Source organism: Mesorhizobium sp. P3_A9 (assembly GCF_056402975.1).
The window spans coordinates 1-12,654 of record NZ_JBFUGJ010000170.1; the positions used below are offsets into that span (position 1 = coordinate 1).

Genomic DNA, 12,654 nt, shown 5'->3' on the forward strand with positions numbered 1-12,654 from the left:
AACTCTGCTTCCGCTTCCGCCTTATCCTTTCCATCGGCAACTAGCATTGACACCCTGTCGGCACGCGTCTTGGCATCGAGCCTATCCAGCCGCATGAGCATCGCCTCGACATCGCCGATGGGAGCCGATTTGCGGGTCGAGGGATCGCCGCACAGCAAGCACCAAAGGACCGGGTGAATTTGATAGAACTGGTCGTGCTGTTTCGGTCTGAGTGTCACCCGATGATCGAGCGCCGCCGACACGCCGAGGAGGGCCGACATTGCCCATGCCGAAACATCGGAACCGGTCATTGCACCGCGCTCCACGACATAATTGCGGATGAGGTCGGGCAGAATTTCGACTGGGAATTTTGGCGCGCCGGTGCTGCGCCACGGGTTCCACTCTGTCAGTTCGAACGTCGTCGACCGGATCGTATTCTGTTGTGGGGAAATGAGCGTTTTGCCATCGCCACCCGGTGGTGCCGCGCCTGACAGCGTCTTCTTGGCCTCTTCGAGCGAAACTTCAATCATCATGCAACCTCCGGCAAGACAACGCTTACCTCTGGCAGCGAAGGCGGCCTCATCCACCGTTCGTAGAGCGGGATCATTGCCGGATCGGCAAGCCGGATGCTCGGTTTGTCGAACAGCCGCCACCACAAGCGCGGCCAGTCGAAGATCACTGCGCCAAACAGACGGCCCGCCTTGAGCAATGCGAGCGGATCGGGATAGAGGGTGAGCGCGTTGTCGAAGCTGTATGTGGCGGCTTCGTAGAAAAAAGTTTCACCGAGCGCGATTGCGCTACCGTTCTGCGTTGCGAAGCGATTGCCTTGTGGCGACCAAAACACCACATCACCCGGCAATGCTTCCTCAAAGGCAAACCATGCCTCTCCCGCCTCTCCGGGTGGCGGCGGATCAAGCCGTCCATCTGCATGATGCACGCCGAAAGCCAGTTTAACCGGCACTGGGGAGATCAAGCTTTTGATGCCGATTCCGTGGCTAAGCAGCCAATCAATTTGACATTGAAGCAACGGCCCCAGCGGGATGTCGGAGCGGGAGCTATCCATTGCACTTCACCGCAGCTTCCATCGTGGCGCAACCGCGACCAGACGGGACGGCAACTAGGCGATGATCGCGCCGCCAAGCGCGGGTAGCAGCAGCTTCGATAGAACGCCCTTCGCGTACCAGACTGGCGAGCGACGATGCTGGGTGCACTGGCACCAGACCAAGCGCAGCACGGCGGGCGTTCAGAGCGCGAAAACTCGCCGCAGTTGATTGATGAATGACATGGCGCGGTTCGCCATCGATAGCATCGTACGGGGCGCGCATTTGCGACCTCCTGAAAGGGGTCGGCGGCTTGACGACGTATAAGGCGGGACTTATATTCCGGGCGTCCAAGCCCCGAGCCGAAGTCCCAACCCGCTGCGAGCGACAAGCTCCGGCGGGTTTCGTCTATACGGCGTGGTCGGGCAACTCACTGGTCGAGCGCAGCGGCCGCGACAGACGGCCTTCCGCCCATTCGCTCAATTCCTCGGGCCGATAATATACGGAGACGCCGAGCTTCCTAAAAGTCGGACCGCCGCCGAGCGTCCGCAACTTTTCCAAGGTAATCGGCGCACGCTTGATGCCGTGCCGTTCCCTGAGGTAGGCCGATGCTTCGCGGGTGGTGAGCAGCAGGGTCACGATATCCTCCCGGATTGGACCGCGTTTCTGTTTCGAGAAGCACCCTTTCCTTTCTTTGGCCTGCCCGCATGATGATGCCAAACCTATTTTTTGGGCATCGGCATCACCTTTTTCGGACGCTTCGGCCTCACCGCCCTGAAATGCCGAATAACCGTTGATGATTGGATTGGCCCTCGTCGTTTTCGATGTTCATCCCTGATCCGGGCCTTGTCGAGAAYGGCGAGCGCAAAGGCKACGAAGGGGCTCACCTTGTCAGGATTGGTCACGGATTGCGAAGCCGTGGCGTCTATCCCGAAATGACGTTCATATATCTCCGCGAGGTCTCCGATCAGGCTTTCAAGCGCGGTTTCCGGCCCGAGGATGTCTCGGACTCGCCTCTTGCCAAAGTCGATCCCCTGTTCGTCCGGCGACAGCTGTTCCGCCATCAGTCTGCGGATAAACTCTTCGTAGCTTCGCATCGCCTTTGCAACGTCGGGAAAGCGTCGCAACTGCTGGCGCCACCATTGACCGGGCTTGTCCCGCCTCGAATGCACGACGGCGAAGGCGTTCGCCGCGTAGATGTATTCCTCGCCGCGCTTCCAATATTCGGCCCACGGTTGTGCCGGACTCATCGCATTGGCGGTCGCATACCGGCGGATGGCGCGATCCAGATCGCGCCCGAACAGCTTCATGTCGGAGATCGGCTTGTCCGGCCTGGCGGCTTTGACGATCTCGCCGAGCGCCTTGGCCGAAAAGATCATCTCATACTCCGACGCATCGGCGTCACCTTCCCGGTCGGCTTGCCGCTGAGCGCCGCAGCGATGCCGGCGGTCCCGCGATTCGCGGCCTGCACCGCCGGACTTTGTTGCATGTGCGCATATATGGCCGTCGACCGTGTGTCCTTGTGGCCGAGAATGGCGCCTACCATCGGTAGCGCTTGACCGCTCGACACCGAATGCGAGCCGATGGTGTGTCGCAACGTGTGCGGCGTCACGCCGGGCAAACCAGCCGCCTTGATGATCGCTGGCCAAATCCGCTTGGTGCCTTGAAAATATCCGCTGCCAGTCGTGGCGGGGAATACCCACGGCGACAATCCGTTCGGGGCATCGCTGTCAGCATAGCGCGGCAGCGATGCCAGCAGCGCAGCCGCTGCAGCGCTGAGGGGTCGCACGCTGCGGCCTGTCTTGCTTGCGTCAAGTACGAGGCAGCCGAGGTCGAGCCTGATTTCCAACCATTTAAGCCCGGCGATCTCGTCGCGACGGCAGCCGGTCAGCGCCCAGAGACGCGTGATGTCGAGCGCCTTCGGGTTGATGCCTTCGGCCTCAAGTTCATCAAGCGCCTTGCCGAGCCGGCGCACCTCATCGAGAACGAGGTACCGCGTGCGCTTGCCGTCAACCTTGTTGACGGCTGCTTTCCCGACTGGGTTCTCCGTCACGTTGAAGGCGGAATGGCGGATGGCGAAGGTGAAGACGCTGGACAGGTCGCGCGCCACCTTGCGGGCTTGACCGTCGCCGCCCTTGACGATGATGCGGCGGCGCGGCCCGACCTTCTCATCCTTCGCGGTCTTGCCTGCCGCGATGTCCTTTACCATCCGCTCAATATTGGTGGGGGTCACTTCGGAAACGCGCATGCTGCCGAGCAAGGGTACAACATGGTGACGAAGCCGGTTCATCATCCACTGCTTGTTACGCGGCTTCATTGGCTGACCGATGCGAACACCGCGCAGGATGGTGCCGCCCTCCCGCTCAAAGGTGTCAATCAGATCGGCGACAACCGGTTCGTCGCGTTTGGCGATCCTGACGGCAACCGGGTCTTCGCCCCTGCCGACCGCCGCCAAGGTCTCCTTCGCCTGATCGTACGCCTGATCCGGCGTCAGCACGTTGGTCGCGCCGAGCGTCACACGCTTAATGGCGACGCCGCGTCCGCCGGGAAAGGGTCGATACTCGACCTGCCAACGCTTGTCGCCAGAGGGGCCGATGCGCACGCAAAACCCCTTCAGACGGGTATCGAAAACTCGGAAGATTTTGCCTGTGGGATGGATGGCGTCGACCACCGATTTGGTGAGTTTTTTGGTTCTGGCGCTCATCGGGGCTTTCCTGGCGTTACTGTCCGGGTCGTCACCGGGTCGTCACCCGGAGGATGGTTCCAGAAAACACAATATGGCGCTATATAGAAAAAAGCAATGAAAACGAAGGCTTGGGAGGAAGTTGGTGATTTCGAGAAAGCGGGAGAAAGCCGCAGAACCACCCTTCACACGGGTGGGGTCGCAGGTTCAATCCCTGCATCGCCCACCATTTCCTCACTGAAATCGCACCCCAAGCCGGCACAGCTAGCAACCACAATCAGCCCCTTCCCCACCAAAATTCTTCTGCGCGAAATTCAACGCGCTGCTGTAGCTCGTATAGCTCTGGAATTGGCAGACGTCGGAGCCGTTTCGGACCTTCATCTGGTCGAGATCCCAGAACGACACCTCGATGTGGTCGTTGGCGCAATAGACCGTGTATTTTTCAGGTTCCAGCGCCCTGGCTTTCTGCACGGGCATGGAAACGGCCGGGATGGCAAGCACTGACAGTGCAAGCATGACGAGATGACGTGTGCGCATATGCACCCCCAAGTAAACCGCCAGCAATATGGCAACGAATAGTGAAGCGGCGCATCGTGGCTTTTTTGGCGGATTTTTTCTTCCGGGCGTCTGCAAATCGATGGACTGAATGGTCCCGCATTCCAGATACGGAACAAACCGGAGCACCAACGAGTTTCTGTCGACCGAAACTTGAGGGAAAGCCATGTCCAGATTGCTGCTGGCGACGAGCGTCGCCGTTCTTCTCGCCGCCGGGCCGGCCTTTGCCGCGGATGAAGCGCCTCTGCCGCCGCCCAATGCCAAGAAGCTGTCGGAAATCCTTGCCAAGGTCGAGCAGCGCGACGGCTTTCGCTACGTCAAAGAGGTCGACTGGGACAAGGACTCCTACACCGTCACCTACTACACCTCGGACAAGGCAAAGGTCGAAATCACCTATGATCCGGTGACGGCCGAACCCAAATAGGGCGCCGGCAAATACTCTCTATTCGACCGGTCTACCCGTTTTTTATCCGGGCGCCGCGATGACCAATCGGATTGCCGCAAATTGTCCATCCTTGGCATGTGATATGCACCCCATGGCGCGGGCAGCGCCTTTGGCTTGGGGGCAGTCATGAGATTTTCCGTTCGAACCGACGTCTTACTTGTGCTTGGCATCATCCTGGCCGGCGGCATTCTTGCGGCACCTTCGGCTTGGGCCGACGGGCCGTCCTTCGACTGCACCAAGGCAAGCCTGCCGGCGGAGAAGGCGATCTGCGCCGATCCGCAGCTGTCGGCCATCGATCTGTTGGTTGCCAAGGCCTACGAAGAATTCGAGCCGGCATTCGGCGGCGACAAGCGCAAGATCGCCCGCGGGCTGATTGCCGACCGCAATGCCTGCAAGAACGATACCGCCTGCATCGTCAGCGCGCTGAACAATGCCTTGCAGACCTATGGCAATGCGCCGTCATGGGTGCAGGATTATAACATCGCGCTGATCGGCAAGAAGGCGCTGGACGCCGCGGCGCGCAATCCCGGCAACAAGGATCAGCCCCTACCCTCGGCCGTCGGCCAATGCGCGACCACGCATATCAAGACGCTGACCACGCGGCTTGGCGACGACCCGCTCGAAACGGCCCCGCCTGAGGGCGGCAGCGCCGCGACCTTCACCAATGGCGGCGGGTCTGTCTCCTATGATCGCGAGCCTGGCCTGGCCGCCTCGAAGGTTGGCGAACCCGTCGAGATGTGCCTGATCGCGATTCCCAGGGATTGCCCCAAGGACGATGACCGCGGCCGGGTTTTTTACGCCCTGGACCTTGTCGCAAAAGGAAGTTGGGCTCTGCCGGACTCCGAACATCTGTGCGGCGGCGCTTGATCTGCCCTGCTCCTTCACGAAGACCCGCCAAAACTGCGCCGCTCGGGGCCTCCCCTTGCGCCGGATCGTCTTTGATGGCTGACTGCAACGGTTGACTGCGCCGCATGGGGGGATTGGCATGGCGACGGCTAAGCATGTGTTGAAGCGCATATTGATGATGTTAGCCGGATATCTCGTCGCCTTGCTGGTCGGCCTGGTCGCCGTGGTGGCGATCTACGCCGCGCTCAGTTCCCTGCCAAACGCGCCGGAGTATTTCGGCCTCATGAGCATCTCGCCGATCGCGGTCCTGCTGATACCGCCGCTCGGCATGTTCATCTACTTTCTGACGATTGTGGTGACCGGACTGCAGACGCTGATCTTCGCGCTCATTGCCGAATCCTTTTCGCTGCGCAATGTCCTGTTGCACACGCTTTTCGGCGCCGCTTCCGCGGTGGGCGGCTTTGCCCTGATGTGGCCGAGTTCGCCGGAAGACATGGATCCGGAGCGATGGGCCGACATCGGCATCATCGCTGCCGCCGGCCTCGTCGCCGGCTTGATCTACTGGCTGATCGCCGGACGGGAGGCGGGTTTCCGCCGCCCGTTGTCGGAGCGATAGTGCTTGTCGCCCAAAAATGCGTAGCGGTTTTGGGATAACGACACGCCCAAAACAGAGACTCAAAGCGCGTTGACGCGCTTTGATCAGCTAGACGGCGAACGGACCGCCTCGGTGGCGTCCAGGGCCTGCTTCAGCCGCGAATCGCGATCATAGACGTCATTGAAATACTCGACCTTGCCGGACATGTCGGGCCATGCGGTGAAATAGGCGACATAGACCGGGATCTTGCGCGTCACATCCTCGGTCGAGTGCCCGTGCTTCAGCTTCTCGGCGATGTAGTCGACCGAGGTGCCGAGCACCGCCGCCGCCATGCCGCGCGGATCCTGCAGGCGCACGCAGCCATGGCTGAGCGCACGCATGTCCTGCTTGAAGAATGATTTCTGCGGCGTGTCGTGCATGTAGATCGCGTGCTTGTTGGGGAACAGGATCTTCAACTCGCCCAGCGCATTGGCCTCGCTCGGCTGCTGGCGCACATTGTAGGGAATGTTGGCGCCATAAGCGCCCCAATTGACCGCCGACGACGGAATGCGCTTGCCCTTCGCATCCGTCACCTCGTAGCCGGCGCGGTCGAGATAGCCGGGGTCATTGCGCAACCGGGGCAGCATCTCGTTGACGATGATCGACTGCGGCACGCCCCAATAGGGATGGAAGTCGACCTGCTTGATCTGGTCGTAGAAGAATGCCGTCTGGTTGGTGRCCCGGCCGAYGACGRCGCGSGTCTTCAGCTTYTCCTCGCCATTGTCGATRTAGSTCGCGGTGAAAGCAGGCTGGTTGATGAAGACGCGCGGGCTGCCGAGATCGGAWGGCAKCCAGCGCAGTTCCTCCAGCGCCACCTGTACCTTGAGCAGCCTGTCGGCCTTCGACGTACCGGCCAGCAAGGCGACGGTGCGCGGACCGATGACGCCGTCGCCCTTCATGCCTTCCTTCACCTGCACCGCCTTGATCAGCGGAACCAGCTCGGGGACGTAGACCTCGCTGGTCGCCAGCCGCGACAGGACCTCGCCRTAGGYGCCGCCCATMTCGTCATCGAGAYTGCGYGCGATSAGCGTCAGCAGCTTCGGCAGTTCSGRRCTGGTYTCGCCYGGCTTCAGCARCAGCTTGGGATCGACGACGACCTCGTTTTCGGCGCTCGCCTGCAGCGCTTCCAGTTCGACGCGCAGCGCCTGATATTCGGCATTCTGCGGATGGCGCGATTCGAGGTAAGTGCGCACTTCCTGCGTATGCGCCAGCGTCTTCAGCACGCCCACCAGGTCGATCGGCTTTGCCGGGAAATCATAGTAACCGGTCATCCGGTTGGGATCGACGCGGCCGTTCTGGGCATCACGGGCATAGCGCAGCACCCGGGCCGACAGCGCCATCTCGAAGCGGACGAACTCTTTCACCTGCGCATTGGCGTCGGAGGACGCCGACGCGCTGGTGGCAGGAACTTCGACCGTATAGTCGGCGGGCGTCAGGCCATAGCTCGCTGCCTCGCCAAGCACGCGCACGGCGTCCTGCGCGCGGCTGTTGGTGCTGGTTCCGCTCACCCAGATGAAGTCCGGATTGGCGGAGTAGTAAGCGATCAGCGCCTTGGCGATGTCGGGCTCGGCATAGAGCTCATAGTCGCTCAGACCGGCAATGGCGTCGTGGAAGGCAGCCCCTGTTGCCGACGGAACAAACGCGGCGTCCTGCGCCGTCGCCGTCGCCGGCTGCGGTGCCGCGGACAGCGTCGAGAAGTCGACGCGCACCAGCTTGTCGGCCTTGTAGGTGTAGTAGGACGGGCTGCTGATCTTTACGCCGCCACCACCACCGCCGGCCGGGGCCTTGGGTCTGTGCTTTGGCGGCGGAGGCGGAAACTCGCCCTGCGGCTGGTGCTTGATGCCGCCGCCGAACAGCATGTCGAAGAGCCCTTGCGCGCCTGCCTGGGGCGCGCCCAGGGCGAGCGTTGCCGCGATCGCCATCAGCGGCATTGCGGTTGCATTTTTACCGAGGAATTTCATGGATCACCCGCTCCGGTCGCAACCGGTTCCCGTTCCGCACGCTAGACCGTCTCGCTCACCGCATGGCGGATGTAAGGCGTGACTATACCGATTCATACCGATTTCGTTAAGCTTTCATAAATTTCGGAAAGCCTGTTGCAGAACGGTTTCACAACATCGTGACGGCTGGAGCGAGGGTGCTTTCGCTCCAGCCTGCGCAACTCCGGGAAATCAGGCGTTGGCGCCGCCGTCGATGGTCAGTGCGGCGCCAGTTACGAAACGCCCTTCCGGACCGGCGAGCCAGGCAACCATGCCGGCGATGTCGTCGGCCTTGCCGAATCGCGGCGTCGCCATCTTCTGGCGCTGGTGTTCGGCATGCGGCCCATCAGCCGGGTTCATGTCGGTATCGGTCGAGCCGGGATGGACGACATTGGCGGTGATGCCGCGCGGACCGAGATCGCGCGCCAGAGCCTTGGTCAAACCGACCAGCGCCGCCTTGCTGGCGGAATAGGCACCGAGGCTGGTGTCGGTGACGCGTTCGGCGAGATTGCTGCCGATCGAGATGATCCTGCCGCCCTCGCCCATATGCGTCGCTGCCGCTTTCGAGGCGATGAACGGAGCCCTCAGATTGACCGACATGGTCTCGTCAAAATCGGCAAGCGACAGCGTATCGATGGGGGCCGCGCGCCAGATGCCGGCACTGTTGACCAGGATGTCGAGCCGTCCAAATTCGGCCACGGCCTCATCGATGGCCTTTTCGATTGCCTCGGCATCGCGGTTATCAGCCTTGATCGCGATGGCGCGGCCGCCCTTGGCCTCGATCTCGGCAACGACCGAGCGGGCCTGTTCCTCGCCATGCACATAGGTCAGCGCGACATCGGCGCCATCAGCCGCCAGGCGCCGGGCAATCGCCGCCCCGATGCCGCGACTGCCGCCGGTGACAAGCGCCGCCTTGCCGTTCAAATTGCTGGAAGACATTGGTTTCTCCATTTGTGTAGTGATCGATACATAAATACCTGTCAGGCTTGTCTGGTCGCGTCAACTGATTTATGTAGCGATCAACACAGAAAAGAGCGCCATGTCGGAAAGAGGCCGTCCCCGCACCTTCGATCGAACCGCAGCCCTGCGGCGCGCGATGGAGCTGTTTTGGGCCAGGGGTTATGAAGGCGCGTCGATAAGCGACCTCGCCGCCGCTATGGGGATCAATTCACCCAGCCTTTATGCCGCCTACGGCAGCAAGGAGGCTCTGTTCCTCGAGGCTGCGGATTTCTATTCGCGCGTCGAGGGCCCGGATATCTGGCTGGCGCTGGATGAGGCGCCGACCGCGCGCCTGGCGATCGAGCTTTTTCTGAGCCGCACCGCCAAGGCCTATTCGCAGACCGATCGTCCGCAAGGCTGCCTGATCACGCTTGGCGCGCTGCATCAGGATTCAACGAGCGGCCCGATCTGCGCTGACCTGCGCCGCCGCCGCGCCGAGAACCATTCTGCTTTGCAGAAGCGCCTCGAGCGGGCCGTTGCCGAAGGCGAATTGCCTGTCGACTTCGACTGTGGCGCCGCCGCGACCTTTTACGCCACGGTGCAGCACGGCATGTCGATCCAGGCGCGCGACGGCGCTTCATGCACCGCGCTAATGGCGACGGTCACTGGCGCCATGGCTGCCTGGCAGACGCTGGCGGGCACCGACAGAGCGTGACAAACGCTGGCCATTGTGGTGGAAATTCAATGCATGTCGCCCAAAAGTGATCTCGGTTTTGGGAGAACGACATGCATAAAACAAAGACCTGAAGCGCGACGCGCTTCAGACAGCCAGCCAATGCGCGGGTGGAGGGGAACAAGCCTGTGAAAAAAGGGTATCGCGAACTGCTGGACGAGGCCAACGCCGAGATCGAAGTGGTTTCACCGGAGGAGGCCGCAGGGTTGCTCGATGACGATGGCACGATCTTCGTCGACCTGCGCGATCCACGCGAGGTAGAGCGCGACGGGAAAATACCCGGCGCCAAACATGTCACACGCGGCATGCTGGAATTCTGGATCGATCCCGAAAGCCCCTATCACAAGCCGTTCTTCGCCTCGGGCAAGAGCTTTGTTTTCTTCTGCGCCGGCGGCTGGCGCTCGGCGCTGGCCACCAAGACCGCGCAGGATATGGGACTTGCACCGGTCAAGCACATCCTTGGCGGCTACACTGCCTGGAAGGCGGCCGGACTGCCGGTCGAGCCCGGCGAGAAGAAGAAATAACTTAGACCGCGCCTTAATGCAGCAGCGACGACTCGCGAGCCACGAAAGCGACGGCACGTTCGACTACGCCTTTGTCCGCGAGAATGCGTCGGTGGCCGAGCCCGTCCGCCCAATGCAACCTCACGTGATCGCCAGCACCGGCATAGCGTCTAGCATGATCGGCCGGCACTTCGCGGTCATCAGGCGCGTGAATGACCAGGGTCGGCACGGGCGCCTGGGCGAGTTGGCGGTCGCCGGTGAATTCGTGCAGCGGCCGGCCGGACAGGTGTTCGACACGCTCCGCCATTGCGACCTGCGAACGCGGCCCGACATTGAGCATGCGGCTGAAGTCGGCAAAGATCGCCGGCAAGGAGCTGGGTGCCGCGATCAGCACAAGACGTCCTGCCGCCAGCGGCGGGATGTTCTTGACCGAACCGGCAATAGCATTGGCGGCAACGGCTCCACCGAAGGAATGACCCACGGCCGCGACAAACGGACCGAACCATTCGCCGGCGACCCTTACAGCCTCGACAGCGTTGACCATGTTCAGGTGTCGGCCCTGTGATTGGCCGTGGCCCGGCAGGTCAAGGGAAACGACCCTGTAGCCGGCCGCACGATAGCCCTCGATCAAGGCGCGCATATACTCGGTGCGCGAACGCCAGCCATGAACGACAAGCACGGTGCCGGCARCCGCCCTGCCCGGCTCCGGCCGGAATTCGTGCACCATGACGCAGCCGGTCGCCGTCTTCAGCCGATGATGGCGCGCCTCGGTCATGAACTCCGCGGCACGGCCGATGGCGCGGCGCTCACCGTCGGTCAGCGCTTTGGCGCTCGGCGTACGGCAGAACAGTTCGAAAGCCGCGCGCCCGGTGATGCGTGGCGCAATATGTTCGGCCGCACCAAATACGCTCCGGATGACCTTCAGCCCGATTGATGCCATAGTGAGAATCCATCCATACGTTCAAGCATGAACATAATAGTTCAAAGATGAACAATAAACAAGAGCTACCCTGGGACAACCCGCGTTTTCGCAACTGGGTCGCGGTGGCGCGCGCCTGCCATGYGCTGGAGCGSRCGCTGGCGGTRARACTSGCGCCGCTCGACCTGAAGCCGGCGCARCTCGACGTGCTGATGAACCTSTATCGCCAYCCCGGCATGTCGCAGCACGAYCTSGCCCGCMRSCTGCTSGTCGGSCGCTCCAACATCACCATGCTGYTGCCGCAGCTKGAGASSCGCGGCCTGCTGCGCCGTGAAGGCGATGAGAAGGACAAGCGCATCCTGCGGCTTGCCCTCACCGAAGCCGGCGAGACGCTGCTGATGCAGGCGCTGAAAGTGCATATGGCGCTGATCGAGAAGGCGATGAGCCAGTCGACACCGGAACAATGCGACATGATCGGCGAACAGATGCGCAAGATCTATGAGGTGCTGAAGGAAGCCTAGCACCAAGGTGCACCGGCTACCACATCGTCTTCTTCGCCCGCTCCGGCCATTCCTTGTCGTAGGCMTCGCCGTCGATGTTCTTGCGGCTGGTGAYTTCCARGATYTGTCCYGGCGTCGGCAGCGATTTCGGRTCGACATGCYTKGCYGGGTTCCASAGYTCCGAGCGGACGATGGCGCGGGCGCACTGAAAATACACCGAATCGACGTCGATGACGGTGACCGAGCGCGCCGGCTTGCCGTCGACCATGAACGATGCGCACAGCGCTGCATCCGTGGTGATATGCGCCCGGCCGTTGATACGCAGCGTCGTGCCGGAGCCCGGCACCAGGAACAGCAGGCCGACACGCGGATCCTTGATGATGTTTTTGAGCGAATCGGCGCGGTTGTTGCCACGCCGGTCCGGCATCATCACTGTTTTCGGATCAACGATACGCACGAAGCCGGCGAGRTCGCCACGCGGCGAACAGTCCAGCCCCTCCGGSCCGCTKGTKGCRAGCGCGACAAAGGGCGAGGCCTCGATGAAGGCGGCATATTCGGGAATGACGTGGTCGAGTTCCTTGACCAGCGAGGCTTCGCCTGGAACACCGTAGAGCGCTTCCAGCTGTTCGACCGTGGTGATGAGCGACATCTTCTTTGTCTCCGAACCTTTGCCGGCGCTACTCCAGATGTGTGACGCCTTTACGACGTCGGGTTAGCGGTCGCGGCTCAAGCCTTTTTCCGCAAGCTCCGCCAGGTAGGCATTCCAGCGCTCGTCCTTCTCGTGGCCGAGCGTGTGCAGGTAATTCCAGGTGAAGATGCCGGTGTCATGGAAATCATCGAAGGTGATGCGCACCGCATAGTTGCCGACCGGCTCGATCTTCAGGATCGCCACGTTGCGC

The 12,654-nt window shown here is 61.8% G+C and carries 16 protein-coding genes and 1 pseudogene; 6 read left to right on the plus strand and 11 right to left on the minus strand.

Annotated elements, in window-relative coordinates; all coding sequences use genetic code 11:
* The 6 genes and pseudogenes from AC1DX0_RS21275 to AC1DX0_RS21300 form a co-directional block, all read right to left on the minus strand.
* Positions 1–512 (minus strand): annotated as a pseudogene (locus tag AC1DX0_RS21275) (hypothetical protein); the annotation flags it as partial.
* The gene (locus AC1DX0_RS21280; protein ID WP_477220547.1) at positions 509–1,042 is read right to left on the minus strand and encodes a hypothetical protein; all 534 of its coding nucleotides are present in this window, start codon (positions 1,040–1,042) and stop codon (positions 509–511) included. The gene AC1DX0_RS21280 and the pseudogene AC1DX0_RS21275, both read right to left, overlap by 4 nt.
* Before the next feature lie 385 nt (positions 1,043–1,427).
* Positions 1,428–1,658: a hypothetical protein gene (locus tag AC1DX0_RS21285; RefSeq protein ID WP_477220546.1), complete on the minus strand. Its 231-nt coding sequence runs from the start codon at positions 1,656–1,658 to the stop codon at positions 1,428–1,430.
* An 83-nt stretch (positions 1,659–1,741) separates the two neighbouring features.
* The gene (locus tag AC1DX0_RS21290) at positions 1,742–2,398 is read right to left on the minus strand and encodes a hypothetical protein (protein ID WP_477356747.1); all 657 of its coding nucleotides are present in this window, start codon (positions 2,396–2,398) and stop codon (positions 1,742–1,744) included.
* Entirely contained in the window at positions 2,395–3,723 is a 1,329-nt protein-coding gene (locus AC1DX0_RS21295) for a tyrosine-type recombinase/integrase (RefSeq protein ID WP_477220544.1), read from the minus strand. Before AC1DX0_RS21295 ends, AC1DX0_RS21290 begins: the two co-directional genes overlap by 4 nt.
* A 243-nt stretch (positions 3,724–3,966) precedes the next feature.
* Positions 3,967–4,425 carry a hypothetical protein gene (locus AC1DX0_RS21300; protein WP_477220543.1) on the minus strand — a complete coding sequence of 153 codons (459 nt, stop codon included), beginning with the start codon at positions 4,423–4,425 and terminating at the stop codon, positions 3,967–3,969.
* Here AC1DX0_RS21300 and AC1DX0_RS21305 point away from each other — a divergent pair.
* The 3 genes from AC1DX0_RS21305 to AC1DX0_RS21315 all read left to right on the plus strand — a co-directional run bounded on the left by AC1DX0_RS21305 (position 4,424) and on the right by AC1DX0_RS21315 (position 6,164).
* Positions 4,424–4,681: a PepSY domain-containing protein gene (locus AC1DX0_RS21305; RefSeq protein ID WP_477220542.1), complete on the plus strand. Its 258-nt coding sequence runs from the start codon at positions 4,424–4,426 to the stop codon at positions 4,679–4,681. The two genes, AC1DX0_RS21300 and AC1DX0_RS21305, sit on opposite strands and share 2 nt — an antisense overlap.
* Positions 4,682–4,828: 147 nt before the next feature.
* Complete coding sequence (locus AC1DX0_RS21310; protein ID WP_477220541.1) at positions 4,829–5,569, plus strand: lysozyme inhibitor LprI family protein; 741 nt, start codon at positions 4,829–4,831, stop codon at positions 5,567–5,569.
* A 118-nt stretch (positions 5,570–5,687) separates the two neighbouring features.
* Complete coding sequence (locus tag AC1DX0_RS21315; RefSeq protein ID WP_477220540.1) at positions 5,688–6,164, plus strand: hypothetical protein; 477 nt, start codon at positions 5,688–5,690, stop codon at positions 6,162–6,164.
* 83 nt (positions 6,165–6,247) lie between these two features.
* On the opposite strand, the gene AC1DX0_RS21320 is transcribed toward AC1DX0_RS21315, so the two are convergent.
* Positions 6,248–8,143, minus strand: a complete 1,896-nt coding sequence (locus AC1DX0_RS21320; protein ID WP_477356749.1) for a L,D-transpeptidase family protein — start codon at positions 8,141–8,143, stop codon at positions 6,248–6,250.
* 210 nt (positions 8,144–8,353) lie between these two features.
* Complete coding sequence (locus tag AC1DX0_RS21325) at positions 8,354–9,100, minus strand: 3-oxoacyl-ACP reductase family protein (RefSeq protein ID WP_477220538.1); 747 nt, start codon at positions 9,098–9,100, stop codon at positions 8,354–8,356.
* A 100-nt stretch (positions 9,101–9,200) separates the two neighbouring features.
* On the opposite strand from AC1DX0_RS21325, the gene AC1DX0_RS21330 reads away from it, so the two are divergent.
* On the plus strand, positions 9,201–9,815 hold the full coding sequence (locus AC1DX0_RS21330) for a TetR/AcrR family transcriptional regulator (protein ID WP_477220537.1): 615 nt from the start codon (positions 9,201–9,203) through the stop codon (positions 9,813–9,815).
* A gap of 146 nt (positions 9,816–9,961) precedes the next feature.
* On the plus strand, positions 9,962–10,357 hold the full coding sequence (locus AC1DX0_RS21335; RefSeq protein WP_477220536.1) for a rhodanese-like domain-containing protein: 396 nt from the start codon (positions 9,962–9,964) through the stop codon (positions 10,355–10,357).
* A gap of 13 nt (positions 10,358–10,370) precedes the next feature.
* Here AC1DX0_RS21335 and AC1DX0_RS21340 read toward each other — a convergent pair whose 3' ends face one another.
* Positions 10,371–11,276 (minus strand): alpha/beta hydrolase, encoded by a 906-nt coding sequence (locus AC1DX0_RS21340; RefSeq protein WP_477356751.1) that lies wholly within the window; start codon positions 11,274–11,276, stop codon positions 10,371–10,373.
* Between the two features lie 47 nt (positions 11,277–11,323).
* On the opposite strand from AC1DX0_RS21340, the gene AC1DX0_RS21345 reads away from it, so the two are divergent.
* Positions 11,324–11,776, plus strand: coding sequence for a MarR family winged helix-turn-helix transcriptional regulator (locus AC1DX0_RS21345; protein WP_477356752.1), 453 nt, complete (start codon positions 11,324–11,326; stop codon positions 11,774–11,776).
* A 16-nt stretch (positions 11,777–11,792) separates the two neighbouring features.
* Here the strand turns inward: AC1DX0_RS21345 and AC1DX0_RS21350 are convergent, their stop codons facing one another.
* Together AC1DX0_RS21350 and AC1DX0_RS21355 are read right to left on the minus strand one after the other, a co-directional pair.
* A complete protein-coding gene (locus AC1DX0_RS21350) occupies positions 11,793–12,404 on the minus strand; it encodes a pyridoxamine 5'-phosphate oxidase family protein (RefSeq protein ID WP_477356754.1) in 612 nt (203 codons plus the stop codon).
* Between the two features lie 63 nt (positions 12,405–12,467).
* Positions 12,468–12,654, minus strand: a 187-nt coding sequence (locus tag AC1DX0_RS21355; protein WP_477356756.1) for a gamma-butyrobetaine hydroxylase family protein, incomplete at its 5' end; no start/stop codon positions are given.